This is a genomic window from Nocardiopsis deserti (assembly GCF_008638355.1).
GTDB lineage: Bacteria > Actinomycetota > Actinomycetes > Streptosporangiales > Streptosporangiaceae > Nocardiopsis > Nocardiopsis alborubida.
This window is the reverse complement of sequence record NZ_VWVS01000017.1, coordinates 76,928-101,701: the sequence shown is the minus strand read 5'-3', so window position 1 is coordinate 101,701 and position 24,774 is coordinate 76,928. Positions and strand designations below refer to the sequence as shown.

25 protein-coding genes and 1 pseudogene are annotated in these 24,774 nt (G+C 71.2%); 12 read left to right on the top strand and 14 right to left on the bottom strand.

What is annotated here, in order from left to right:
- Positions 1-48 precede the first annotated feature (48 nt).
- From FYW99_RS23285 to FYW99_RS23255, 7 genes are all read right to left on the bottom strand, one after another.
- On the bottom strand, positions 49-1,305 hold the full coding sequence (locus FYW99_RS23285) for an SRPBCC family protein (protein ID WP_150254166.1): 1,257 nt from the start codon (positions 1,303-1,305) through the stop codon (positions 49-51).
- Entirely contained in the window at positions 1,289-1,942 is a 654-nt protein-coding gene (locus FYW99_RS23280; RefSeq protein WP_150254165.1) for a hypothetical protein, read from the bottom strand. Before FYW99_RS23280 ends, FYW99_RS23285 begins: the two co-directional genes overlap by 17 nt.
- Before the next feature lie 21 nt (positions 1,943-1,963).
- Entirely contained in the window at positions 1,964-2,212 is a 249-nt protein-coding gene (locus FYW99_RS23275; protein ID WP_017567116.1) for a gas vesicle protein GvpG, read from the bottom strand.
- A gap of 37 nt (positions 2,213-2,249) precedes the next feature.
- The gene (locus FYW99_RS23270) at positions 2,250-2,981 is read right to left on the bottom strand and encodes a GvpL/GvpF family gas vesicle protein (protein ID WP_150254164.1); all 732 of its coding nucleotides are present in this window, start codon (positions 2,979-2,981) and stop codon (positions 2,250-2,252) included.
- On the bottom strand, positions 2,978-3,391 hold the full coding sequence (locus FYW99_RS23265; protein ID WP_130398325.1) for a gas vesicle structural protein GvpA: 414 nt from the start codon (positions 3,389-3,391) through the stop codon (positions 2,978-2,980). The genes FYW99_RS23270 and FYW99_RS23265 overlap by 4 nt, the downstream gene beginning before the upstream one ends.
- A gap of 72 nt (positions 3,392-3,463) precedes the next feature.
- The gene (locus FYW99_RS23260) at positions 3,464-3,769 is read right to left on the bottom strand and encodes a gas vesicle protein GvpO (protein ID WP_150254163.1); all 306 of its coding nucleotides are present in this window, start codon (positions 3,767-3,769) and stop codon (positions 3,464-3,466) included.
- 546 nt (positions 3,770-4,315) lie between these two features.
- Positions 4,316-5,155, bottom strand: a complete 840-nt coding sequence (locus FYW99_RS23255) for a helix-turn-helix transcriptional regulator (RefSeq protein WP_150254162.1) — start codon at positions 5,153-5,155, stop codon at positions 4,316-4,318.
- A 261-nt stretch (positions 5,156-5,416) separates the two neighbouring features.
- Here FYW99_RS23255 and FYW99_RS23250 point away from each other — a divergent pair, with 261 nt between their 5' ends.
- The 3 genes and pseudogenes from FYW99_RS23250 to FYW99_RS32865 all read left to right on the top strand — a co-directional run bounded on the left by FYW99_RS23250 (position 5,417) and on the right by FYW99_RS32865 (position 7,027).
- Positions 5,417-6,361 carry an SDR family oxidoreductase gene (locus FYW99_RS23250; protein WP_150254161.1) on the top strand — a complete coding sequence of 315 codons (945 nt, stop codon included), beginning with the start codon at positions 5,417-5,419 and terminating at the stop codon, positions 6,359-6,361.
- A gap of 74 nt (positions 6,362-6,435) precedes the next feature.
- A pseudogene (locus tag FYW99_RS33005) lies at positions 6,436-6,564 on the top strand (TetR/AcrR family transcriptional regulator); the annotation flags it as partial.
- A gap of 199 nt (positions 6,565-6,763) precedes the next feature.
- Positions 6,764-7,027: a TetR-like C-terminal domain-containing protein gene (locus FYW99_RS32865; protein ID WP_263364089.1), complete on the top strand. Its 264-nt coding sequence runs from the start codon at positions 6,764-6,766 to the stop codon at positions 7,025-7,027.
- A gap of 13 nt (positions 7,028-7,040) precedes the next feature.
- Here the strand turns inward: FYW99_RS32865 and FYW99_RS23240 are convergent, their stop codons facing one another.
- Entirely contained in the window at positions 7,041-7,697 is a 657-nt protein-coding gene (locus FYW99_RS23240) for a hypothetical protein (protein ID WP_150254160.1), read from the bottom strand.
- A 564-nt stretch (positions 7,698-8,261) separates the two neighbouring features.
- Between FYW99_RS23240 and FYW99_RS23235 the strand changes: the two genes are divergently transcribed.
- From FYW99_RS23235 to FYW99_RS23225, 3 genes are all read left to right on the top strand, one after another.
- Positions 8,262-9,860, top strand: coding sequence for an MDR family MFS transporter (locus FYW99_RS23235; RefSeq protein ID WP_394350375.1), 1,599 nt, complete (start codon positions 8,262-8,264; stop codon positions 9,858-9,860).
- Positions 9,861-10,064: 204 nt separating this feature from the next.
- Positions 10,065-12,200, top strand: a complete 2,136-nt coding sequence (locus tag FYW99_RS23230; protein WP_150254158.1) for a serine/threonine-protein kinase — start codon at positions 10,065-10,067, stop codon at positions 12,198-12,200.
- Positions 12,201-12,342: 142 nt separating this feature from the next.
- Positions 12,343-13,146, top strand: coding sequence for an SAM-dependent methyltransferase (locus tag FYW99_RS23225; RefSeq protein WP_150254157.1), 804 nt, complete (start codon positions 12,343-12,345; stop codon positions 13,144-13,146).
- A gap of 174 nt (positions 13,147-13,320) precedes the next feature.
- On the opposite strand, the gene FYW99_RS23220 is transcribed toward FYW99_RS23225, so the two are convergent.
- Positions 13,321-14,061, bottom strand: a complete 741-nt coding sequence (locus FYW99_RS23220; protein WP_150254156.1) for a GNAT family N-acetyltransferase — start codon at positions 14,059-14,061, stop codon at positions 13,321-13,323.
- Positions 14,062-14,284: 223 nt separating this feature from the next.
- Between FYW99_RS23220 and FYW99_RS23215 the strand changes: the two genes are divergently transcribed.
- The 6 genes from FYW99_RS23215 (at position 14,285) to FYW99_RS23195 (ending at position 17,555) form a co-directional block, all read left to right on the top strand.
- Positions 14,285-14,527 (top strand): hypothetical protein, encoded by a 243-nt coding sequence (locus tag FYW99_RS23215; protein WP_150254155.1) that lies wholly within the window; start codon positions 14,285-14,287, stop codon positions 14,525-14,527.
- On the top strand, positions 14,499-15,026 hold the full coding sequence (locus FYW99_RS23210; protein WP_150254154.1) for a DUF6879 family protein: 528 nt from the start codon (positions 14,499-14,501) through the stop codon (positions 15,024-15,026). The genes FYW99_RS23215 and FYW99_RS23210 overlap by 29 nt, the downstream gene beginning before the upstream one ends.
- Positions 15,027-15,051: 25 nt before the next feature.
- On the top strand, positions 15,052-15,900 hold the full coding sequence (locus FYW99_RS23205; protein ID WP_150254153.1) for a helix-turn-helix domain-containing protein: 849 nt from the start codon (positions 15,052-15,054) through the stop codon (positions 15,898-15,900).
- 90 nt (positions 15,901-15,990) lie between these two features.
- The gene (locus tag FYW99_RS23200) at positions 15,991-16,245 is read left to right on the top strand and encodes a hypothetical protein (protein ID WP_150254152.1); all 255 of its coding nucleotides are present in this window, start codon (positions 15,991-15,993) and stop codon (positions 16,243-16,245) included.
- A gap of 39 nt (positions 16,246-16,284) precedes the next feature.
- A complete protein-coding gene (locus FYW99_RS32860) occupies positions 16,285-16,407 on the top strand; it encodes a hypothetical protein (protein ID WP_263364088.1) in 123 nt (40 codons plus the stop codon).
- Positions 16,404-17,555, top strand: a complete 1,152-nt coding sequence (locus tag FYW99_RS23195; protein ID WP_223839422.1) for a methyltransferase domain-containing protein — start codon at positions 16,404-16,406, stop codon at positions 17,553-17,555. Before FYW99_RS32860 ends, FYW99_RS23195 begins: the two co-directional genes overlap by 4 nt.
- Before the next feature lie 240 nt (positions 17,556-17,795).
- On the opposite strand, the gene FYW99_RS23190 is transcribed toward FYW99_RS23195, so the two are convergent.
- From FYW99_RS23190 to rhaI, 5 genes are all read right to left on the bottom strand, one after another.
- Positions 17,796-18,011, bottom strand: coding sequence for a DUF397 domain-containing protein (locus FYW99_RS23190; RefSeq protein WP_150254150.1), 216 nt, complete (start codon positions 18,009-18,011; stop codon positions 17,796-17,798).
- Positions 18,008-18,826, bottom strand: coding sequence for a helix-turn-helix domain-containing protein (locus FYW99_RS23185; protein ID WP_190394768.1), 819 nt, complete (start codon positions 18,824-18,826; stop codon positions 18,008-18,010). The genes FYW99_RS23190 and FYW99_RS23185 overlap by 4 nt, the downstream gene beginning before the upstream one ends.
- A gap of 974 nt (positions 18,827-19,800) precedes the next feature.
- On the bottom strand, positions 19,801-21,309 hold the full coding sequence (locus FYW99_RS23175) for a rhamnulokinase (RefSeq protein WP_150254147.1): 1,509 nt from the start codon (positions 21,307-21,309) through the stop codon (positions 19,801-19,803).
- A complete protein-coding gene (locus FYW99_RS23170; RefSeq protein WP_223839420.1) occupies positions 21,306-23,396 on the bottom strand; it encodes a bifunctional aldolase/short-chain dehydrogenase in 2,091 nt (696 codons plus the stop codon). Before FYW99_RS23170 ends, FYW99_RS23175 begins: the two co-directional genes overlap by 4 nt.
- Complete coding sequence (rhaI, locus tag FYW99_RS23165) at positions 23,384-24,562, bottom strand: L-rhamnose isomerase (protein ID WP_150254145.1); 1,179 nt, start codon at positions 24,560-24,562, stop codon at positions 23,384-23,386. The genes FYW99_RS23170 and rhaI overlap by 13 nt, the downstream gene beginning before the upstream one ends.
- Between the last annotated feature and the right edge of the window lie 212 nt (positions 24,563-24,774).

Genomic DNA, 24,774 nt, shown 5'->3' with positions numbered 1-24,774 from the left:
CGCGCCGCCGTCGCGGCCCCGGCCTCCGGTACGGAGGCGGCTCCCGGCTCAGGAGCGCTCGGCCGCGGGCCGCTCCTCCTCGTCGGGGTACTCGTCCTCCTCTCCGTCCAGGTCCTGCTCGTCCGCCTCATCAGCGTCCTCGCCCTCAGCCTCGTCATCGAGGAGCTCCTCTTCCTCTTCGCCCTCGTCGTCCTCGGGCTCTTCCTCGAACTCTTCCGCGTCCTCTTCCTCGGGTTCCTCCTCGAACCCGTCCTCGAACCCGTCCTCGGGCTCGTCGTCGGCCCGGTCCTCGGGCCCATCGTCCGAGGCTGCCCCGCTCCCGTCGTCCAGGTCGGCGAGCTCCGACCGCTCCTCGGAGTCCAGGTCGGCGAGTTCGGCCCGTTCGTCGGGGTCCAGCTCCTCCAGCTCGGCCCACTGCTCCTCGGTGAGGTCCGCCTCCTCCAGGGCGACGGCGTCCTCGTGGGAGAGGACGACCTCGCCCTCGCGGACCTCGCCGCGCCAGCCCCGGAGTTCGGCCGCCTCGTCCCGGGGCAGCATCATGACCTGGCGCCGGTAGTGCTTGAGGTCCAGGCGCAGGCGCCTGCCCTGGGCCCGCCAGAGGTTGCCCGTGCGCTCGAAGAGGCCCTTGGGGCGGTACTCCACCACCAGCAGGACTCGGGTGAGGTTCTCCCCCAGGGGGTGGAAGGTCACGACCCCCTTCATGGTGCCCTTGGCGGCCTCGGTCGACCAGGCGATCCGCTGGTCCTGGACCTGCTCGGTGACCTCGGCGCTCCAGCTGCGGCTGGACCAGAAGACCCTGCCCCTCCAGTGGGAGGAGGTGTCCCCGGTGCGCTCCGCGCTCTGCACGCCCTTGGCGAAGGAGCCGAAGTCGGGGAAGCGGGTCCACTGGTTGTAGGCCACGCGGACCGGGACGCCCACGTCGACGTCCTCGACGATGTTGACCATCGTGGCGGGCTTGCCGCCCCCTCCGGAGGGCCCCGTGCCCAGGCCGACCTTGTCCTTGATGCCCTTCTGGGCCTTGTCCTTGAGGCCCTTGGCCCCGCCGGTCACCACGGCGTTCACCGGGTTCCTGCCCTGGGCGAGCTTGCGGCCGACCCCGGCCGCCACCGGGGCGGCGGAGGCGCCGTCACCGGTGAGGCGCTCCACCGTGGCTCCGAGCCTGCGGGCCGCGCCGCCCACCACGCTGGCGGCCTTGGCGCTGAGGTAGTCCTGGAGGGCGTCGGCGAGCTTGGACGTGCCCTCGTTCCTGTCGGCGGCCGAGCGCAGCCGGGCCAGCGGTCCCTGGGACTCAGTCGTCGCGGCCATCGTCGCCCCCCTCTCCGCCGGTGTCCGCGGCGCGCTTGCGCCGGGCGGGCCTGCCGGTGGCGCCCGAGGCGCGCTTGGCGGTGCCCTTGGTGCGCGCGGTGGCTCCCTTGGCCCGTGTGGCGGTGCCCGAGGCGGCGCTGCGGGACGTCTTCGCGGCCTTGGACCCGGCCCGGCGCCCGGAGGCAGGGGTCTCGCTCGGCTCCGCCTCCTCCCGGGCCCCGGCGTCGCCGTCACCTCGGGGCTCCTCCCCGTCCTCGGCGGCCTCGCCCCGCGCGGCGCCGCCCCCGGTGTCCTCGTCCTCGTCGGCACTCTCGTCGGAGTCGGCCGCGCCGTCGCGCAGGCGTTCGGTTCGGCTGTTGAGGGAGTCGGCCAGGCCGCCCGCCCACTTGCCCGCGATGTTGCCCGCCGCGGTCCTGCCGACGTTGAGCAGCTGCTCGCGCGACTGGCCCTTGAGCTCACCCACCACCGGAAGCGCGGAGACCTCCTTGAGCAGTCCCTGGGCGAGCTGACCGGGGTTGATGTCGAGCTTCCTGGCTCCCAGGTAGAGGCCCAGTCCCAGGGCCAGCTTGAACTTCTTCCTCCGGCCGAGGACGTAGCCGCCCACTGCGGCGGCCACGATTTTCGCCGTGTCCCCCACGGGATCTCACCTCAATATCGTCTATCGGAGACCTTGTTGGTAACTCTCGGCTTCCTCCAGCTGGTCCAGCAGTTCGTCCTCCATCCGGTCGAACTCGCTCTCGGACAGCTCTCCGGCGTCGAAGCGCTCGGACAGTTCCGCCAGCTGCTGTCGGATGCGTGAGGGGTCGTACATCTCCCGCTCCGCCGCGTCCAGGACCTGGCGCGCCGTCCAGTCGACGAACCGGACCGGCGCGGCGGGAGCGGTGAGGATCATGCTGAGGAGGCCCATGCCCCTGACTCCTGTTCGGTGTCCCCGCTCGGCGGGGTCACTGTTGGGGGGACGCCACGAAGCTGTAGGGCGGCAGGGGTCCGTTGACGCGGACCTCCATGGAGGAGGCCAGTTCCTGTTGGACCCGGGCCGCCTCGCGCAGGAAGTCCTCGGTCTGGTCCCGGTGCACGAGGAAGGACGCGTTGGCCAGGCCGCCGTCCACGGCGGGCCAGGCGGACACGCGCTCGGCCAGGCCTTCCAGGGGCTGGAGGACGGTCTCGGCGTCGCGGCGCCTCAGCTCCTCCACCGCCTGGGAGACCTGCTCCCCGAAGGCCATCCGCTCGGCGGGGGTGCCGCCTCCGGCCGCCTTGAGGGCCTCGTTGCGCGCCCGCAGGCCCTCGTCGCCGCGGAGCACGGCGCGCAGGGCCGCCTCCTCGATGTGGCTGGCCTTGACGTTGAACTCCACCCGGTCCTGGAGCTGGTCCAGGAGCACGGAGTAGTGGTCCGCGAAGCGGGCCAGCTCGGCGGCGACCGCGTCGTCGTCCTCGCTCACCGCGCCGAAGCGCAGGGGCAGGACGCCGTGGCCCAGGGCCAGGTCCTGGAGCACGTTCTGGTGCGCGGTCAGGTCGCGTCGCTTGGCGCGCAGCCCCTCGGGGGCGTCGCTGACGGCGGCGGCCACACCGTAGGCGCGGACGAAGCGCACGGGCGCCGCGTCCTCGCCCACACCGGACAGCTTCATGCCGTCGAGGGTCTCGTCGTCGCGGACGATCCCGTAGACGTAGGTGCTCACTCCTCGCCCTCCTTCTTGGCGGAGGAGCGGCGGCGGGCGCGCGCGGGCTGCTTCTCCTGCTCGTCGGACTGCCCCTTGGAGAAGGACTCGGAGATGGCCTCGGCCGCCCCGGAGAGCGCGCCCTTGGACTTGCTGCGCGCGCCCTTCTCCATGCCGCTGTCGAGCAGGTCGGGGAGTCCGGCGCCGCCGCTGCTGGTCAGGTCGAGGCGGTTGCACGCCTCGGCGAAGCGCAGGTAGGTGTCGACGCTGGCGACCACGATGCGCACGTCGACCGTGAGGAGTTCGATGCCCACGAGGGAGACCCTGGCGAACACGTCGATCACCAGCCCCTTGTCGAGGATGAGGTCGAGGACCTCGTAGAGGTTGCCGGAGCTGCGGCCGCCTCCGGATGACTGCTGCATCACCGTCATCGGAATCATGCTCCTTTCGTCGGTGAGGTTGTGGGGAGGGCAGGCGCCCCGTCCGCCCGGAGTCGACCGGGCTCACATGCCGTCGGAGCGACCGCGGGTGTAGCGCTTCGTGCGCCGGTACCCCTGGATCTCCCCGTCGGCGTCGAGTTCCACGGAATACGTGGCCAGCAGGCTCACCGTGTCCGGGACCCGGCGCAGTTCGAGCGTTTCGAGGGTCAGGTCCCAGCCGTCTCCGGAGCGTTGGAACCCGGAGACGCCCTCGACCTCCAGCCCGGTCACTTCCTCGAACTGATCCTGGGCCTCGCGCAGACGCTGCATCATCGTCTTGCGCCGTTCCTCGCGCGGAGGGGAACCGTCGTCCTTGCTGTCCTGACTCATGGATCTCCTGGCCGTCGGCCATTATCCGGTTTCTCTTGCCGTGCCCTTGGCTTGACCCACTACCGAGAAAGACCGGGGCAAAACCTCCTCCAGGTCAATGCGGGGGCAAACACGCCGCTCGGGAACGCACGAGCACGGGGAAACGGGGAGCACGGGAACGCCGAGCACCCCGGGAAAACCGAGACCGCCGGGACGCCGGGGCTTCGGTTGTTCCAGGGGGCGCGGGAAAGCGGCAGGACAGGAAGGCCTTCCCGGGCACCGGTCCCGGAAATCGCGGCACGGGAAAACGCCCGCGAGAATGTTCAGGCCCGCAACCTCTTATCAGGAAAGGGAAATCGCGTGGCGACGCGGCGGGAAGGGCCTCACCCGGCGCGCAGGAGGCGGAGCAGCGTGTGCGCCTCGTCCGCCGGCGCGTCACGGCCGGGGCCGGGGCCGGGTACGCGCGCCGGGAGCGTGGACGGGGACCCTCGCGGCGTCCTCGACAGGGACCAGGACACCGCCGCCTCCAGCCCGTGAGGGGTGGGGCGGCGCGTGACAGCGGGCCCCTCAGCCCAGTGCCTGGGCTCCGATGACGGACAGCAGGTGCAGTCTGTCGTGGCTCTCGCTGCCGGGGACGGCGGTGTAGACGAGCAGCGAGTGGGCCTGGCCGGGGTCGACCAGTCTCTGGCAGTTCAGTTCCAGGGGACCGACCTCGGGGTGCACGAAGTGCTTGACGTGGTGGGGGCGCACGCCGATCTCGTGGTCCTCCCACACCCGCCGGAACTCCTCGCTCTGGCCGAGGAGCAGGTCGGCGAGGTAGGCGGCCCGTGAGCCGGGGCCGCGGAGGGTGACGAGCTCGCGCAGGCCCGAGGCGTACATGCGGGTGAGGAACGGGTGCTCCTCGGGCGCGTAGATCCGCCGGGAGTCGGGGTCGGTGAACCACCGGTACCCCACGCTGCGGGCGGGACCGGTGTACTTGGTCGCGTCGCCGGTGAGCGCGACGCCCATCGGGCTCTGGCGCAGGGTCTCGCCGAGTTCGGTGACGATCTCCGCGGGCGTGTCGTCCAGGCGGTCCAGGACCCGCAGCAGGCCGGGGCTGATGTGCTCGCTGACCGTGCCGCGCGCGGGCGGGTTGTGCCCGGCGAGGCGGAACAGGTGGTCCCTCTCGTCGAGTGACAGGTGCAGCCCCTGGGCGATGGAGGAGAGCATCTGGCCCGACGGCCGCGGTCCGCGCTCCCGCTCCAGACGGGAGTAGTAGTCGGTCGACATGTGGCACAGCGCCGCGACCTCCTCGCGCCGCAGGCCGCTGGTCCGGCGGCGCTGCCCGCGCGGCAGACCGACGTCCTCGGGTTGCAGCGCCTCCCGGCGGTTGCGCAGGAACTCCGCCAGCCCGGTGCGATCGATCACGGCACTCCTTCTTCCCGGTGGTACTGCTTCGTGTCTACCTTGCGCGCGCGGCGGTAACCACGGACCGTCGATCCCCCCTTGACGGTCCGAGGGGCGGGAGGGGACGCGAGGGGTGACCCGCCGATCCTGGGATCGGGAGGCCGTGGTTAACGCCCCGCTCCGGGCGGAGGATCGTTCCCGTGCACCGTGCACCGTGCACCAGGCACGGAGGAAACGGGCCCGCCCGAACGCGCGTCCACGAGGACACGAGGGAGCAGAACCATGCCACGCCGAACCATCGACATCACCGTGCCCGACCTGACCGGCAAGCGCGCGCTCGTCACCGGCGCCAGCGACGGGATGGGCCTGGGCATGGCCGAGCGGCTGGCCGCCGCGGGCGCCGAGGTGATCATGCCCGTCCGCAACCCCCGAAAGGGCGAGGACGCGATCGCCAGGATCCGCCGGAGCCACCCCGACGCCCGGGTCTCGCTGCGCGGCCTCGACCTGTCCTCCCTCGCCTCGGTCGCGGCCCTCGGCGACACCCTGCGTGAGGAGGGCCTGCCGATCCACATCCTCGTCAACAACGCGGGCGTGATGACCCCGCCGGACCGGCAGACCACGGCGGACGGCTTCGAGGTCCAGTTCGGCACCAACCACCTCGGCCACTTCGCCCTCGTGGGCCACCTCCTCCCGCTGCTGCGCGCCGGTCGCGCCCGCGTCACGTCGCAGGTCAGCATCGCCGCGAGGCGGGGCGCCGTCAACTGGGAGGACCTGAACTGGGAACGCTCCTACGACGGCATGCGCGCCTACAGCCAGTCCAAGATCGCGTTCGGGCTGTTCGGCCTCGAACTGGAGCGGCGCAGCAGGGCTGGCGGGTGGGGCGTCACCAGCAACCTGTCCCACCCCGGGGTGGCCCCGACCAGCCTCCTGGCCGCCCGCCCCGAACTCGGCCGCGACCGGGACACCCTGGGCGTGCGGCTGATCCGCGCGCTCTCGGCCCGCGGCGTCCTGGCGGGCACCGTCGAGACCGCGAAGCTGCCCGCCCTCATGGCCGCGACCGACCCGGCCGCCAGGCCGGGCGTGCTCTACGGTCCCAGCGGCCCCGGCAACCTCGGCGGCCCGCCCGCCGAGCAGCGGCTCTACTCCCCCCTGCGCAGTGCCGACGAGGCCGAGCGGGTCTGGCGGGTCTCCGAGCAGCTCACCGGGACCGCCATCCCCGGTGCCTGACCGCGCAGCCCCGTCGCCGGTGCGGCCGGTCGGGAGGTCGCGTGTTTCAAAACGGCTCGTGTCGTGTCGTTAGTATGCGTGCCATGACCCTCAGCAACTCCGAGCGAGCCGCCGTCCGCACAACGGCGATCATGCGGGCCACGCTCGCCCTCGCCCAGGAGGGCGGTTACGCGGCGCTCAGCATCGAGGCGGTCGCCGCCCGCGCCGGTGTCGGCAAGCACACGATCTACCGCCGCTGGCCCTCGAAGGGCCTGCTGTTCCTCGACTCGCTGCTGTCGCTCAACGAGCCCGCACCGGACTACCCCGACACCGGCGACATCGCGGCCGACCTGCGCCGGCAGGTCCACGCGGTGGTGGACCTGCTGGGCAGCCCCCCGTGGGGGCCGCTCTATCCGGTCCCTGGTGGGCGAGGCCCAGCACGACCCCCTGGTCGCCGCCGGCCTCAACGAGCGCTTCGTCCGCCCGCAGACGGAGAGGACGTTCGCCCGCCTCAGCGCGGCCCAGGAACAGGGGCAGATCGCGGAGGACTACGACATCGGCCTGGGCATGGCGATCCTGTCGGGTCCTCTGTACTACCGGCTGCTGATCACCGACGAGCCCCTGACCCACGCCTACGTCGACCAGGTCCTCGAAGCCCTCTTCACCGGGATGAGACCGAGGACCTGAGGGTTCGGCCCGGTCACGCCGGTGCGCGGGAGGGGGTGTGGTCCGCCCTCCGCGCGGTGAGGGCGAGCCCGGCGATGAGCGCCACCTCGCCCAGGTTCCCCACCGCCAGCGGCGCCGAGGGCACGGCCGAGGCAGCGAACATGACCGCGGCCCCCAGCAGCATCCACCCGCCGCGCGCCCGCACCAGCAGCGCCGCCCCGACCAGGAGCAGCACGACGACGGTCGTCACGGCCGGGACCGGCAGGGCCGACTCGGCCGCCGAGTAGCGCAGAGCGTCGCCCTCGCGGCCGGGCACCAGGGTGAGCCCCACGAGTTCGGTCACGACGCCGTAGACGATCAGCGCGGCCGCCAGCAGCCAGAACCCGGCGCTCACCGCGCGCGGGCGGGCCCAGGCGAGCCCGGCGTCGCGGGCCGCCCCCGCGGCGAAGACGATCAGCAGGGGCGTGACCAGGGCGTGCACGACGAAGCGCGGGAGGTTCAGCGCGAGCAGGAGGTCCCCCTCGCCGAGGGTGGAGCCCAGCGCCACGATCCCGTTGTCGTAGACGAGCCCGGCGGCCACGGCCGCCACCAGCCAGGTGTGCGGGGAACGCCGGGAGAGCGCCAGCCGGACCAGCCAGACCGTCAGGCACAGGTGGGCCAGCGCGAACGCGGCGAAGAGGAGGGAGGTCATGCTCGCCCTTCCATCTTGTTTTCCGAGAAGGCAGGTTTTCGAGGCTTACCTCGGCAGTCTGCCCCGTCGAAGGAACGCCATGCACGCCGACCGCTTGCTCTGTCGGCCCCCTCCCCCGCCGAGGATCCGCGCGTGGGACCGGCACTTCGGGAGGACCGGGGCGGAGGGCGCGAACCGCGGGCACGGCGAAGCGCTGAGCAGGAGCGGAGCAGGCCGCGCACGGGGGCCGCGGAAGGGCGCGAGCCGGGGACGGACTCCCCGTCGGCCAGAGGCGGAGCCCCCGAGGCGGACGACGCGGGCATTCCCGGGAGCAGGTGTCGGCTTTCCCACGTTTGACCAGCTTCCGGATCGTGACCCCGGTGATATTCTACAGTGGGTGCAAAAATTCCTCTTCTGCACATTTTTGGCCACCCATGGCAACCCAGCAGTCCAGCGGCCTCCCGCGCCGCCCCGTTTCCTTTCCTCAGAGGTCCATCCGTGCGCACTTCCCGCCCCTTACCTGACACCGGGCAACCCTCGCTCCTGCGTTCCCTGAGCGGACTGTTCATAGTGCTGGGCGTGACGATGCTCAGCAGCACGATCGTGTCGGTCGCCCTTCCCCAGATCGTCGGGTCGTTGGACGGCAGTCAGTCGCAGTACACGTGGGTGGTGACCGCGACCCTGCTGGCCTCCACCGCCTCCACTCCGGTCTGGGGCAAGCTGGCCGACCTCTTCGACAAGAAGAAGCTGCTCCAGCTGTCGATCGTGCTGTTCATCGTCTCGTCGCTGCTGTGCGGGTTCGCGCAGACCACCGGCCAGCTCATCGCGTTCCGGGCCGTGCAGGGGCTGGGGATGGGCGCCTCCCAGGTCCTGGTCCAGGTGATCATCGCCTCGATGGTCAGCCCCAAGGAGCGCGGCACCCTCAACGGCTACCTCGGCGCGGTGATGGCCGTGGCCACCGTCGGCGGACCGCTGATCGGCGGACTGCTGGCCGACCTGCCCGGCCTGGGCTGGCGCTGGTGCTTCTTCATCGGCGTGCCGTTCATGCTGGTGGCCCTGGTGGCGCTGAGCCGCACACTCAAGCTGGTGGACGTGCGCCGTCCCGACACCAAGGTGGACTACGCGGGCGCCACGCTCATCGCCGCGGGCGTCAGCCTCCTGCTGCTGTGGGTGACCTTCGTGGGCAACGACTTCGCGTGGGTCTCCTGGCAGTCCGGGGCCATGGTCGCCGGAAGCCTCCTGCTGCTCGGCCTGGCCGTGTGGGTGGAGGCGCGCGTGTCGGAGCCGGTCGTGCCCCTGCACCTGGTCATGCGGCGCGAGACGGCCATCGCCATCCTGGCCAGCTCCGCGGTCGGCATGGCCATGTTCGGCGGCGCGGTCTTCCTGGGCCAGTACTTCCAGCTGTCGCGCGGCTACTCCCCGACCGAGGCCGGGCTGCTGACCGCCCCGCTCATGCTGGGGACCATGATCTCCTCGACCGTGTCCGGGCGCATGGTCTCGCGTTCGGGACGGGTCAAGTCCTACGTGGTCACCGGCATGGTCACGCTGACCCTGGGCTTCCTCGTGCTGGCCACCATCGACGCGACCACGCCCTTGCTCATCGTGTGCGGGGGCATGGTGCTGATGGGGCTGGGGGTCGGCATGTCCATGCAGAACCTGGTCCTGGTGGTGCAGAACTCCGTCCCGCTGCGCGAGATCGGCGCGGCCAGCGGCACGGTCGCCTTCTTCCGCACCCTGGGCGGCACCATGGGCGTGTCCGTGCTGGGCGCCTTCCTGGCCAACCGCGTCTCCACGAACATCTCCGACGGCCTGTCCGAGGCCGGGGTGAGCCCCACCGCCGGAGGCGGGGACGCCAGCACCCTGAACCTGGACGCCATGCCGCCGTTCCTGCGCGAGATCGTCGAGGGCGCCTACGGTACGTCCACCGGTGACCTGTTCCTGCTCGCCACGGGCATCGCCCTCGTCGGCCTGGTGCTGGCGGTGTTCCTGCCCCGGGTCCAGCTGCGGGACAGCCTCGACCTGCCCGATCCGGCCGCGGAGGCCGCCAGGACCACGGGGGCCGAGGACTCCGAGGAGCTCGCGGGGGTCGCGCAGGACACGCGGACCCCGCAGGCCGGGGCCCTGACGGAGCCCACGGGCACCGGAGACACGGCGCGGACCGGCCGGGAGCCGTCCGCCGACTGACCAACCCCGCATAGGAAAGGCCCTCCCCGGAATCGCCCCCGGGGAGGGCCTCTCGCGTTCCGGGCCGGAACCGACGGACGGTCCGGGCACGAGGCCGAAAGATCCAGGCGCGCAACTCTCCCTACGGACTCGACTCACCCCGGGACGGAACCAGAATGGGATAATCTCCGCGATCACCCCCCACGCCCGGAAAGCTGACAACCCGTGCAGCCGCTCCACCCGACTGATCCCCCGCGTATCGGCCGCTACCGCCTCACCCACCGCCTCGGCGCGGGAGGCATGGGCCGGGTCTACCTCGCCCTCACCCCGGCGAGCAGGAGGATCGCCGTCAAGGTCATCCTCGCCGAGTACGCCGAGGACCCCGACTTCCGGGCCCGATTCGCCCGCGAGGTCGAGGCCGCCCGCCTGGTGGGCGGTTTCCACACCGCGCAGCTGGTGGACGCTGAGCCCGACGCCGAGTCCCCCTGGATCGCGACCGCCTACGTCCCCGGTCCCTCGCTGGAGCGGACGGTACGCGACCACGGGCCGCTGGCGCTTTCGGCGCTCCGCGTCCTGGCTGCGGGGCTCGCCGAGGGTCTGGAGGCCATCCACTCCTGCGGACTCACCCACCGCGACCTCAAACCCGACAACATCATCTTGAGCACGGAGGGGCCGCGCATCATCGACTTCGGCATCGCCCGCGCTCCCGACGCGATGAGGGTGACCCGCAGCGGCATGCCGGTGGGAACCCCGTCCTACATGTCCCCCGAGCAGACCGAAGGCGTGCCGGTGGGCCCCGCCTCCGACATGTTCTCGCTGGGGACGGTACTCGTCTACGCGGCCACCGGCACCAATCCGTTCGCCGGTCCCTCCCTGGCCTCCGTCGTCCGGCGCTTGATCGGTCCCGTGCCCGATCCGAGCGGGGTACCGGAGGAACTGCGTTCGCTGGTCCTCGACTGCTGGAACCACGAGCCCAGTCGGCGGCCGAGTCCCGCCGAGGTGCTCTCCCGTTTCGAGGACACCGACCTCAGCGGTGCGTGGCCGCCGCCCCATCTGATGGGCCGTGCCGCCATGGGAACGGCGGAACCCCTGGCCACCGAGGTCCTCGCACCGCTACCACCGACCCTGGTCGCGACCGCCGCTCCCGGCGCCGGCTCCGGCGCTCTCGCCGTGCTAGGGGAGAGGGCACGCAGGGCGGGCGAGGCGGAGGCACCCAAGGAAGCCCTCCTCACTCACCGCGCCCTCTACCTGGAACAGCTCCGAGTTCTGGGCCCCCACCACCCCGACACCTTGGCCACCCGTCGGGAGACCGTCCGCTGGGCGGCGATTGACAGAAACACCGAGGACACTCTGCACAACTACGAATCCCTCCTGACGGAGATGAACCTTGTGCTGGGGTCGAACCACGTCGAAACCCTCGTCACACGACGGCAGCATGCCTACCAGATCGGTCTGGCCGAAGGCCACCACGCCGCTCTCCGCCTCCTGGAGCCTCTTCTCCGGGACCACATCCGTGTACTGGGCCCAGAGCATCCCGAAACCCTGGCGACACGCAACCGGGTTGCTCACTGGCGTGGAGAGGGCGGAGACCATGAGAACACACTGCGGGCTCTGCACGCGCTCCGTGAGGACATGCTCCGCATCCTGGGGGCCGAACACCTGGAAACCTTGGAATGCCTCCGTGGCATCGCCGCTGCGGCAGGCGGAGCAGGAGACCTAAAAGGCACAGTCAGGAGTCATAAGACGGCGCTGGCGGAGCACGTTCGTGTACTGGGCCCCGACCATCCCAGAACCTTAACCCTGGAACATGAGTACGCGACCTACCTGGGTGACTCCGGGGATACCGAAGGCGCCCTGCGCATCCTCCAGCGACTTCTGGGCGAACAGCTCCGCGTCCTGGGCCGTGACCATCCGGATGTCCTGCTCACACGCCATAACATCGCCGCGTTCCTGAGCGACTCCGCGGACACCCGAAGCACCCTGGAAGCCCACAACAAGCTCCTCTCCGAGAGGATCAGGCTCCAGGGGCCGGAGAGCCCTGAGACCCTAGCCACCCGTTTCGACGTGGCCTACTGGACGGGGGAGAACGGGGACGCCGAAGGCGCTCTGGCCACCTTCCGCGCCCTCAGTGATGACTACGCCCGTATCCTTGGCGTCCACCACCCCGAAACCCTGCGCTGTCGCCGGAACACCGCCTTCTGGCTGGGGAAGTCAGGAGACCACTGGGGCGCCGTCGAAGCCCTACAGCTCCTGGCCGAGGAACACTCCCATGCCTTGGGACCAGACCACGAGGACACCCTCGAGGTGCGGGGGGATCTGGCTCACTGGAAGCGTGTGTATTTCGAGAACCCACCGTTTTGAGGCCAGGCGCGGCACGGCGGCGGTAGGGCCGGGTGGAGCGCAGCGCCCCTCATGACAGGATTTTTCGGGTTGCGGGCGGGTCATGGGACGCATGAGACTGCGCGTACCGCTTGTTACGGTCCGCCCCACCCGAGAGGCCACCATGACGGACATCCCCATCGACACCAGCGTCGCGCACACCGCACGGGTGCGGAACTACTGGCTCGGCGGCAGGGACAACTACCCCGTGGACCGCGAGATGGGCGACACCGTCGGAGGGCTGATGCCCCAGGTCGTCGAGGCCGCCCGGGGGGACCGGCTCTTCCTGCGCCGCGCGGTCAGCCACCTGGCCGTGGAAGAGGGGATCCGCCAGTTCCTCGACATCGGCGCCGGACTGCCCGCCGCCGACAACACCCACGAGGTGGCGCGGGCCCACGCCCCGGACGCGCGCGTGGTCTACGTGGACAACGACCCCATGGTCCTGGCCCACGCGCGCGCCCTGCTGGTGGGCACCAGCGAGAAGCGGACCCGGTACGTGGAGGCGGACCTGCGCGACACCGTCCGCGTGCTGGAGAGCGCCCGCGGGACCCTCGACCTGGACCGCCCGGTCGCGCTGACCCTGCTGGGGACGATGGGCCACTTCGGCGACCTGGACGAGGCCCTGGGCATTGTGCGCGCCTACATGGACGCCCTGGCGCCCGGCAGTTTCCTGGCCGTGTGCGACGGCGTCCTCGCCCACGTGGAGGCCGTCACCGACGAGCGCGCGGTGCAGGCGCTCCAGCGCTGGCAGGAGAGCGTCGCCCAGCCGTACCACATGCGCTCGGTGGAGGACTTCACCCGCTTCTTCGACGGGTTCGCGCTGGTCGATCCCGGGGTCGTCTGCGTCACCCGGTGGCGGCCCGAGCCGGTCGAGGTCGGGAGGGTGCGCGACATCCCCCAGTACTGCGGCCTGGCCCGCAAGGCCTGAGGCACGGCTCCCCGCGGGTGCGGTCGGAGAGAGGAGGACGCTCCGGCGGGCTCGGGGCGGCCGAGCGCCCGGAGCACCGGGCGGTGCCACTGGACGGGACGGAGCAGGGCGGGGCGGGGCGGGACGCGCCGATCATCCTCCCCGGGAGCGCCGCGGGGGGTCGCTCAGCGGCGTCTACGGGGTCGCGGCGTTCGTCCTCGTGTGGAGGTCTCCCCTGCCCACCTCGACGAAGCCGAGCGAGTCGTAGAGGGGGCGGCCGTCCTCGGTCGGGACGAGGACCACGTCACGCCCCCGGTGGTGGCGCAGGACCTGGGACAGCGCCGCACGCGCGATTCCACGCGACCGGTGTTCGGACACGGTCACCAGCCAGTAGAGGGCGACCACCCCGCCGTGGTCGAAGGTCAGGCAGGCCGAGGCGGGCGAGCCCCGGTACGTGGCGAGCCAGGCCTGCCAGCCCTGCGCGTCCAGAAGGCTGACGGGAAGGAAGCACCAGGGTGTGTGAGGCTGGCGGGACGGCAGGGGAAAGCCGTCCACGACGAGCCGTTCCACCGTGAGCAGCGCCTTCTCCCCGCTCACGGCGACGATCTCGACCTCCGGGCGGGGCCGGGCTGCAGGCTCGGGCGCCGCGGATCCCCGGCGCACCATGACGGGCCGCGGGGTCCGCGCGAACCCCTCCGGGGCCCGGAGCTCGCCGAACGGATCGTCCAGACTGACGCGGCCCGGCGCGGACAGGGCGGACGACACCCGGTCCGGGATGTGCACCGAGGAACGCGTGAGGTGCACCCTCGTCTCCATGGGGTCCGTCGTGCGCAGGACGTCGAACCCGTCGTGGGTGCAGTCCTCCTCGATCCGGCCCGCCAGGAGATGCCTCCACGCCTCGGCGTGGTTCCGCGCGTACGCCTCCACCGTGTCCATGTGCCCCTTTTCGCCGCTGGCTGTCCCCGCACGGGGCTACTGCCCAGGAACCGGGACCGTTTCGCCCTGGATTGAACACGTTCGCGGGCCGCGGCGCCACCGCTTTCTTCCGGCACCCCTTCGCATCCCACACTGTCCGTAACCGGTCACGAGCTCGACACGTATGGTGATGGCGTGGGATGTTCGTGCAACCGGATGCAACCAGCCCGAGAGGAAAGCATCCATGGCACTGCGCTACTTCGGCAAGGACCCGGAATCAGACACGAAGGGCTCGCCGACGGTCTTCGTCGACGAGGTCACAGCCGACCTGGTCATCCAGGGGTGGAAAGCCAGCGAAGACACCCTGACCGCATGCCGGGAGGTCGGCACCATTCCCGACCACGAAGCGGTCGTGCGCGTTCCCGCCCGTATGGTCAAGATCCTGAGGGAGGCCTGCAATGACGCAGAGCGCACCCACCTTCGATGACCTGCTCAACTCCTGCCGGGAGTCCGCGATCCACCTGGAACTGCGTGACGTCTACGGTGTGGCCGACGAGGTCGCGGGCTTCGAGGAATGGAAGCGCGTCGGGCACCGCGGCGACTGGAACGATCGCGAGTCCTGGTGGGCCCCCTTCTACCAGGCGGTCGCCGACGCCACGGCCCGAGGCGTCACGGTGCGTCGGGCACGGGTGGTCTCGATGCCGGTGACGGACTACATCCGTTTCGAGCACGCGGGCACCCAGGGAAACATCATCGCGGGAGAACACGTACGCTGGCTCCCACGCCGCCAGGCGACCGACATCGCGTTCCCCGGCAACGACTTCTGGCTCTTCGACGGCCGCATCGTCCACGTCAACCACTTCACGGGAGACGGGCGATGGCTTGAGGAGGAAGTCACTGAGGACCCAGAGCTGGCCAAGCTCTGCTCCTCGGCCTTCGAGGCCGTCTGGGAACGCGCCATCCCCCACACCGACTTCCGCCTCTGACCACTAGAACACCGGATACCAGTTCGTGCCCTCGTCTTCCAGATCCAGTGCCCGAGCGGCCCGCGAGGCCGTCGCTTCGCGGCTGAGAGAAATCCGCCTGGACGCCGGGCTGACGGGGACCGAACTGGCATCCCTCTGTCAGTGGAACAAGTCGAAGTCCTCGCGCATCGAGAACGCGAAGACACCGCCCTCCGACGCCGACATCAGGGCTTGGTGCCGGGCCTGTGGAGCGGACGTCCAGGCGGAGGACCTGCTCTCCGCATCGCGGAACGCCGAGTCGCTGTACGTGGAGTGGAGACGCAAGCAGCGCGCCGGACTCCGGCACCTCCAGGAGTCCTACGTTCCGCTGTACGAACAGACCGGACTCTTTCGGATCTACACCCCGAACGTGATCCCCGGGTTCCTCCAGACCCCTGGCTACATCGCCGCGCTCTTCACCGCCATCACCGATCTCGACGGTGAAGACGAGGACATCGACGCGGCCGTGGACGCCCGGATGGACCGCTCACGCATCCTCAAACGGAGCGGCCACCGGTTCTCGATGCTGCTCGAAGAGTCCGTCCTGCGCTATCGCATGGGCACTCCCGAAATGATGGCCGGGCAACTCGGGCATGTTCTGTCCGTCATGTCCCTGCCCAACGTCTCTGTGGGAGTCATTCCCTTCTCCACACGGCGTCTCGTTCTGCCGCTCGAAGGCTTCACCGTCTACGACGACAACCTCGTCCGTGTCGAACTCACCACCGCGGAACTCACCATCGAGGCCCCGACCGAGGTGGCGACGTATGCGAAGGCGTTCGGCCGCCTCCAGAAACTCGCCGTCTACGGGCCCGAGGCGCGGGCCCTGATCACCTCGGCGATCGAAGCGCTCGACTAGTTTCCGTGCAACTTCGTGCAACTCACTAGGTGTTCGTAGACCACGCTCTGTAGCGTTCTGATCAGTCCCCGACGCAGATCGGACGCTCCCGTGCAGAGTCCTCCCCCACCCGGCGAACCCCAGGTCGACCGTGCCGAAGTCGTGCTCCTCGCCCTGCGCAGGTACTACGGCGACCGCTACGCCATCCACCACAACGGCGACCTGTGGGTGGCCACCGACAGGTCGCCCTCGGGTCTGACGGCGCCCACGGTCATCGAGCCGACGGTGGAGGCGTTCGTGGCCGCGCTGAAAGCTCCGGGACAGCGCTTCGGCAGACCGTTTCCGCCCGAACCCCAGCGCTCCTGAAACCCAGCGCTCCTCACCTGTTCTCGAAAGAGGTTGAGAATGGCAGACTGCTCCCCCTGCAACGGAACGGGCAAGGTCATCGCCGGAGGCGACGGCAGCGGCCCCTGGACCGACAAGGAACTCATCGACTGCCCGCTGTGCGACGGGACCGGCGGCGTATGACCCCCAACCACGCCTCGCTGTTGGAACGGCGGAACCGGCTGGCCGCCGCGCTGGAGACGACCGCGCACATCCGAGAGGCCTTCGCCAAGGTTCCCCGGCACCTGTTCATCCCCGACCGCGTGTGGCCCCGGGCGGTGGGCGATCCTCTTGACCGGCGGGAAGCGCCGCAGCGATGGGCGGACCTCGCCTACGCCGACGCGCCGGTCATCACCCAGGTCAACGACGGCGGCAGCGGGCCCATGAACATCCCGACGTCCTCCTCCTCTGCGCCCTCGGTCATGGCGGCGATGATCCAGGCCGCCGGGGTGGGGCCCGGACAGCACGTGTTGGAGGTAGGCACCGGGACGGGCTTCAACGCCGCGATCCTGTGCGAACTCGTGGGTCCGGCCGGTGAGGTGACCACGGTGGAGGTGGACACCGGTGTCGCCGGGCAGGCCGCCGATCGTCTCCGCGCGACCGGTTACGCGCCGCGCACCGTCGTGGCCGACGGCGCCGCCGGGGACGCGGAGGGAGCGCCCTACGACGCGGTCATCGCCACGTGCGCCGTGGTCGAGGTTCCCCACGCGTGGATCGAACAGACCCGGCCCGGAGGCGTGGTCGTCACACCGTGGGCTCCGGCGGCCGACCTGCCCGGCGGCACCATGGCGCGTCTCGTGGTGTCGGACCGGGGCTCTGCGCGGGGCCGCTTCGCGGGTGACGCCAGCTTCATGCCGCTGCGGGACCAGCGCGCCCGGTACGACGCTCCGCACGACCTGCACGGCGCCGCCGAGCGCACGTGGAACCACGGCGGGGACGCACGCGAGGTGGTCATGGGCGGAGCCGGACCGCAGCTGGCGCTCATGGTGCCCGGTGTCCGGATCGGCATGCGCGCGGTCCGGGGCGAACCCGAGACGTGCGTGTGGCTCTCGGCGCTGGACTCGCCGTCCTGGGCTCGGCTGTACGCGGACGGCCGGGTGGAGCAGGGTGGCCCGCGCCCGGTCGGTGAGGAGGTCGTCGCGGCGCACGAGTACTGGACCGCACAGGGGTGCCCGGAGCTGACGGAGTACGGGCTCACCGTGACGGCGTCCGGTGAGCACACGGCCTGGCTCCGCACCCCGTCCGGTCCGAGCTGGCTGCACCGCGCCGCGACGGAACCCGTCTCCGCCTGACCCAGAACGTGTGGGGCCGGTGCTCACGAAGAGCACCGGCCCCACTGTTCGCTGAAGCCACTGGAGCCGCTAGAGCCACACGAGTTCGGCGCGCAGCCGCCGGGCGGTGGTCTCGGGCACGCTCCCCCCTGGGGATGGAGCGGTCCAGGACGTTGTAGATGAGGGTGGTGCCGTCGGGGAGGTCCATTCCCCAGGCGAACGCCCGGCCCTTGTGTTCGCCCCGGGCAGTGGCTTTCTCGGTTACCGGGCGGGCCGGGCGAACTCGCCCTTGTGGGCTCCGTCCAGGAAGCACTCCCACTCGTGCGGGGTGAAGAACAGCGTGCCGCCCTCCGGGTCCCTGGAGTTGCGCACGGCGGTGCCCTCGTCCAGGTGCGCGATCTCGACGCAGCCCTTGGAACCCTCGCTCGCCTTGGCCTTGGACCAGATCGCGCCGTTCAGGTCGGGGTTGGGGCTCATCTCTCGTACTCCTCTGCGGCCTTCGTGATGAGAGTCAGCGACTCCTGGGGAGACAGCGCCTCCATCTGGAGGCGATCGAAGCGCTCCCGGAATTCTGCCACCGCCTGCCGCTTCTGGACGAAGATGTTTCCGGCCACGGACTCGACGTAGACATGCTGGTGCACCTCGGAGTCATCGAACTCCAGGAGGGTGAAGCGGCCGTCGATTCCAGAGTGCGCGCCAAGAGCGAAGGGGATGATCTGCACCGAGACGTCCGGTGACTCCGCCGCCTCCACCAAGTGCCGGAGTTGGGCCGCCATCGTGCTGCGGCCACCGATCGGCCGACGGATCGCCGCCTCGTCCATGATTGCTCGCAGCAGCGGGGGACGCCGCTTGCGGAGCAGGTCCTGCCGCTGCATCCGCAACCGGATCCGGCTTTCCACCGTTTCCCCGTCTGCCCGGTGATCGCCCGCGTCGATGACCGCACGACAGTAGTCCGCCGTCTGCAAAAGCCCATGGATGAGATGGTCGGAGTACGACCTCAGCGCGATGGCCTCGGCCTCCAGCCCTACGTAGCTGCCCAGTCCTGGGGGAAGGACGTCGTTGTACTGGTCCCACCAGGCGTCCTCGGCCGCGACCTTGGCCATGTCCCGAAGCCGCTGCTGTTGCACGGGATCGCTCACGCCGTACAGGTCCAACAGCCCTCGAAGCTCCACCTGTTTGAGAACTCGCTTGCCGTTCTCGACGCGACTGAGCGTGGGTTCGGACAGTCCGGAATCCTCCGCGACGCGCTCCATCGTGAGCTTCTTCTGCTCACGGAGCTTGCGCAGCTCCATGCCGAGCCTCCTGCGACCGACCGTGGGACTCGCCATGTCTGAGTTCCTTTCGTCCTGGCTTCAGAGTACGGCTACGCGCCTGTTAATGAAACCTTCTATTTGAAATTTCTCAAGACCGTCCGCCTTGAAGAGTTTTGCCGGGACCGCTCGGGTTTAAGAGGAAATCCCACACCAGGCGGGCCCACTGGGTTTCCCCCAGGACATGACTCTTCTGGAGCACCGCAGGGTTCTGGCAATCCTCAGAAATTGCATAAGTGTCGCGGAGGCGGTCCCAGATCCCGTGGCAGGTCCAGGGTCACCGAGGAGCCGCCGAGGGAGACTCCGGTGGCGATCGGAGCGGCGAGCGTCGGCCGGACGACGACCCCCGAAAGCGTCGTAGGCCACACCTAGAGTCATCCTCGACCGCACGGCACACGACGCACTGTCTTCCCTGGGGTTTCAGAGGTGAGCACACGGGCACCTTGCAGAGACATCGGGTCGTTCGGTGCGGAGGGCGCAGCGGCCGGGAGTAAGCGAGTAACGGCCACGGCCGTCCGGGGAAAAGGGGAGCGGGGGAACATGACGCTGGCGATTCTCGTAGCGGTTGCGGTCACGGTAGCGGTGGTCGTGGACACCCTGGCCCCGATGGGGTCCAGAAGCGGACTGGGGGTCCGCAGGGGTGCGGTGCGCAGGGCGCTCACGGCGTTGCGGCGGAACTCTCAGCCCTCCCCCGCGCCCGCACAGGTCGTGACCGCGGAGGGCGCCCCTGAGAACCGGGTGCCGGAGCCGAGGCGCGAGACCGAACCGGCCGGTCTGGGCATCACCGTCACGCCGTCCCGCGCTCGCCGCGCCTGGAACGGGAGCCCCGCGCGAACGGGCCGACCGCGCCGCGCCGCCGCGAAGGCCTCCCTCACCTGACAGCCGTCTGAGCACCAAACGAACGGGGCCGGCGCTCCTCCACGAGCACCGGCCCCGTCGTCATGTACGGACCGGCCTCAGCCGTGGAGCAGACGCTCGGCGGCCTCCCACGGGGCCCGCGCCCCGCTCGGCCGGTACTGGCTGACCTCGGTGGAGTCGGCCACGACCCGGCGCAGGTCGGCCAGGCCGCCCTCCACCGCCCCGACCGCGCGGGCCTGCACCAGCAGGTTGCCGACGGCCGCCCCCTCGGCGGGACCGGCGACCACCTCCAGCCCGACCGCGTCCGCGGTGAGCTGGCACAGCAGCGCGTTGCGCGAGCCCCCGCCGACCACGTGGACCACCTCCACGTCCGTCCCGCTCAGCTCGGCGGCCTGGCGCACCGCCCGGCGGTAGGCCAGCGCCAGCGAGTCCACCACGCACCGCGCCACCTCGGCCTCGCCCTCCGGCGGGCGCTGCCCGGTCTCGGCGGCGAACGCGGCGATCCGCGCGGGCATGTCCCCCGGCGGCAGGAACCGGGGGTCGTCCACGTCCACCACGCACGAGAGCGCGGGCACGCGGGCGGTCCGCTCCAGCAGGTCGGCCAGGTCCACCTCCCGGCCCCGCTCGCGCCAGGTGCGCAGCGACTCCTGGAGCAGCCACAGCCCGGCGACGTTGCGCAGGTAGCGCACCGTGCCGTCCACGCCCAGCTCGTTGGTGAAGTTGGCCGCCCGGCTCGCCTCGGTGCGCACCGGGGCGTCCAACTCCACGCCCACCAGCGACCACGTCCCCGAGGAGACGTAGGCGAAGCGGCGCGTGGCCGCGGGCACGGCCACCACGGCGGAGGCGGTGTCGTGCGAGCCCACCGCCACCAGCGGCGCGCCCGCCGCCGCGCCGAGGCCCGCCCCGAGGTCGGTGCCCTCCCGGAGGGCACCGACGACGGTTCCGGGTTCGACCAGACCGGGCAGCAGGTCCCGCGCCGTAACGCCGAAGCCCTCCTCCAGCAGGTCCAGGCAGGCGTCGGCCCAGCGGCGTTCGCGCACGTCGACCAGGCCGGTGGTGGAGGCGTTGGTCAGCTCCGCGACCCGCTCCCCCGTCAGCCAGTACCCGAGCAGGTCGGGCACGAGCAGCAGCCCGCGGGCCGCGGCCAGCTGGGCTCCGCCGGAGGCGGCGGCGAGCTGGAACACCGTGTTGAACGGCTGCACCTGCAACCCGTTGACCGCGTACATCCGCTCGGCGGGCATGTGCGCGAACACCCGCTCGGGCGCCCCGTCGGTGCGGCCGTCGCGGTAGTGCACGGGGTTGCCGAGCAGGGCGCCGTCGGCGTCCAGCAGCCCGTAGTCCACCGCCCAGGAGTCCACGCCGACCGAGGCCAGGCCGTGGGGTTCGGCGGCCCGGCGCAGCCCCCCGACCACGCCCGCGTACAGGGACAACACGTCCCAGTGCAGGCTGGCGCGACCGCCCGCGGGCACGGTGACCGGCCCGTTGGGGAAGCGGGCCACCTCCTCGGTGCGCAGCCGTCCGTCCTCGATCCGCCCGGCGATGACCCGGCCGCTGGAGGCGCCCAGGTCGACGGCGGCGTGGACGGCGCCCCCTCCGGCGGCGCTCATCGCAGGAACGCGGCGGCGACGCCGCTGTCCACGGGGATGTGCAGGCCGGTGGTGTGCGAGAGCTCCCCCGCGGTCAGCGCGAACACCGCGTTGGCCACGTGCTCGGGCAGCACCTCGCGGCCCAGGATGGTGCGCTGGGCGTAGAACGCGCCCAGGTCCTCCTCCCTGACCCCGTACACCTTGGCCCGCTGGGCGCCCCAGCCCCCGGCGAAGATCCCCGAGCCGCGCACCACCCCGTCGGGGTTGACGCCGTTGACCCGGATGCCCTCGCCGCCCAGTTCGGCGGCCAGCAGCCGCACCTGGTGGGCCTGGTCGGCCTTGACGGCGGAGTAGGCGACGTTGTTGGGCCCGGCGAACACGGCGTTCTTGGAAGCGATGTAGACGATGTCGCCGCCCATGCCCTGGGCGGTCATCGTCCGGGCCGCCTCGCGCGAGACCAGGAAGGACCCCTTGGCCATGACGTCGTGCTGGAGGTCCCAGTCGCGCTCGGTGGTCTCCAGCAGCGGCTTGGAGATGGACAGCCCGGCGTTGTTGACCACCAGGTCCACGCCGCCGAAGGCCAGGGCCGCCGCGGCGAAGGCGCGGGCCACCGCGCCCGAGTCGCTGACGTCGCAGGCCACGCCCACGGCCGTGTCGGCGCCGCCCAGTTCGGCCGCGGCGGCGGCCGCCTTGTCCACGTCCAGGTCGGCCACGACCACGCAGGCGCCCTCGCCCGCCAGGCGGGCGGCGATGGCCTTGCCGATGCCGCTGGCCGCGCCCGTGACCAGGGCGACCCGGGTGGCGAGCGGCTTGGGCTTGGGCAGGCGGGCGAGCTTGGCCTCCTCCAGCGCCCAGTACTCGATGCGGAACTTCTCCGACTCCTCGATGGGCCGGTAGGTGGAGACGGACTCGGCGCCGCGCATCACGTTGATCGCGTTGACGTAGAACTCGCCCGCCACGCGCGCGGTCTTGGCGTCCTTGCCGAAGGAGAACATGCCCACGCCGGGGACCAGCACGATCGCCGGGTCCGCGCCGCGCATGGCGGGGCTGTCGGCGTCGGCGTGGCGCTCGTAGTAGGCGCGGTACTCGGCCCGGTACTCCTCGTGCAGCTCGCGCAGGCGCTCCACGGCCCGCTCCAGCGGGGCGTCGGCGGGCAGGTCGAGCACGAGGGGGCGGACCTTGGTGCGCAGGAAGTGGTCGGGGCAGGAGGTGCCCAGCGCGGCCAGGCGGGGGTGCTCGGCCCCGGCCAGGAAGTCCAGGACCACGTCGCTGTCGGTGAAGCGGCCCACCTGGGGGTGGTCGGTGGAGGCCAGTCCGCGGATGACCGGGGCCAGGGCGGCGGCGCGCTCGCGGCGCTTCGCCTCGGGCAGGGCGCCGTAGCCGTCCAGGGCGGGGCCGAAGGGCTCGGGGCGGCCCTTCTCCGCCAAGAACCTCTCGGCGGTGCGGATGATCTCCAGGGAGTTGGCCTGGCACTGCTCGCTGGTCCCGGCCCAGGCGGTGATGCCGTGACCGCCCAGAATCGCGCCGATGGCGTTCGGGTTCTCCTCCGCGACACGGGCGATGTCCAGGCCGAGCTGGAACCCGGGACGGCGCCAGGGCACCCACACCACGCGGTCGCCGAAGCACTCGCGGGTCAGGCGCTCGCCGTCCGCGGCGGTGGCCAGGGCGATGCCGGAGTCGGGGTGCAGGTGGTCCACGTGCGCGGCGCGCAGCAGGCCGTGCATGGCGGTGTCGATGGAGGGCGCGGCGCCGCCCTTTCCGAACAGGCAGTGGTCGAAGGCGGCGACCATCTCGTCCTCGCGGTCCTCGCCGGGGTAGACGTCCACGAGGGCGCGCAGGCGGTCCAGGCGCAGCACGGCCAGGCCGTCCTCGGTGAGGGTGCCCAGGTCGCCGCCGGAGCCCTTGACCCACAGCAGGTCGACGTCCTGTCCGGTGACGGGGTCGGTGCGGGTGCCCGCGGCGGAGGTGTTGCCCCCGGCGAAGTTGGTGTTGCGCGGATCCGCGCCGAGGGTGTTGCTGCGGGCGAGGAGCTGCTCGACGACGTCGGACACGGGGTCTCCCTGTTCGGTGCTGCTGTGCTGGGTCGGTGGCCGGCTCACGCGCCCCACCCGGCCTGGGCGCCGCCCCTGCGCTCCTCGGCGACGCGCTCGACGTAGCCGGAGCGGGCGTGCGCGGCCATGGGGTCGGGATCCAGGCCCTGGTTCTCGCGCAGGTCGGCGAGCATGGGCCGCACGTCGGTGTTGTAGGCGTCCATCAGGGCGGCGTTGGCGGCCAGGACGTCGCCCGCGCGCTGGGCGGCGGCGAGCGCGTCGGCGTCCACGAGCAGGGCCTTGGCGGTGGCCTCCTGCACGTTCATGACCGAGCGGATCTGCCCGGCGATCTTGGGCTCGATGTTGTGGCACTGGTCGAGCATGAACGCGACCCCGGTGTCGGCGGCCAGGCCGCCGCCGCGCACGACCTCGTACATGATGCGGAAGAGCTGGAAGGGGTCGGCGGCGCCGACCATGAGGTCGTCGTCGGCGTAGAAGCGCGAGTTGAAGTCGAAGGCGCCGAGCTTCCCGGCGCGCAGCAGGAACGCGACGATGAACTCGATGTTGGTGTGCGCGGCGTGGTGGCCGGTGTCCACGCAGACCACGGCCTTCTCCCCCAGCTCCAGGCAGTGGGCGTAGGCAGTGCCCCAGTCGGGGACGTCGGTGGCGTAGAAGGCGGGCTCGAAGAGCTTGTACTCCAGCAGCAGGCGCTGGTCGGGGCCGAGCCGGTCGTAGACCTCGGACAGGGTCTCGGCCAGGCGGTCCTGGCGGGCGCGCAGGTCGTCCTGGCCGGGGTAGTTGGTGCCGTCGGCGAACCACAGCTTGAGGTCGCGCGAGCCGGTGGCGTCCATGACGTCCACGCACTCCAGCAGGTGGTCGATCGCCTTGCGGCGCACGCCCGGGTCGGGGTTGGTGACGCTGCCGAGCCTGTAGTCGTCGTCCTGGAAGACGTTGGCGTTGATGGTGCCGACGCCGATGCCCAGGTCGCGCGCGTGGGCGGCGAGCGCGGCGTAGTCGTCGACCCGGTCCCAGGGGATGTGCAGGGCGACCGTGGGGGCGACCCCGGTGAGGCGGTGGACCTCGGCGGAGTCGGCGATCTTCTCCCAGGGGTCGCGGGGGACGCCGGGCTGCGCGAACACCTTGAACCGGGTACCGGAGTTCCCGAAGGCCCAGGAGGGGAGTTCGATGTGCTGGCGCCGCAGGACGGCCAGGGCGTCCGCGCCGCGTTCGGGGAGTGCTGCCACGGTGGGGCTCCGTTCGGGGAGGGCGCACCTGCCGGTCTGACCGGCGAGGACGCCCATTGAATCGTTTCACTCAGGTTGCGCCGAAACTACCGCCAGCTCTTCTCACGTGTCAAGGTTTACCCACCCCTTGCCCCGACCATCCGGGTCTTCTGTACTTGAAACGTTTTATGACCAGGGCGTGTACGGCCGTCCAGTAGGAGACCCGGGCCACA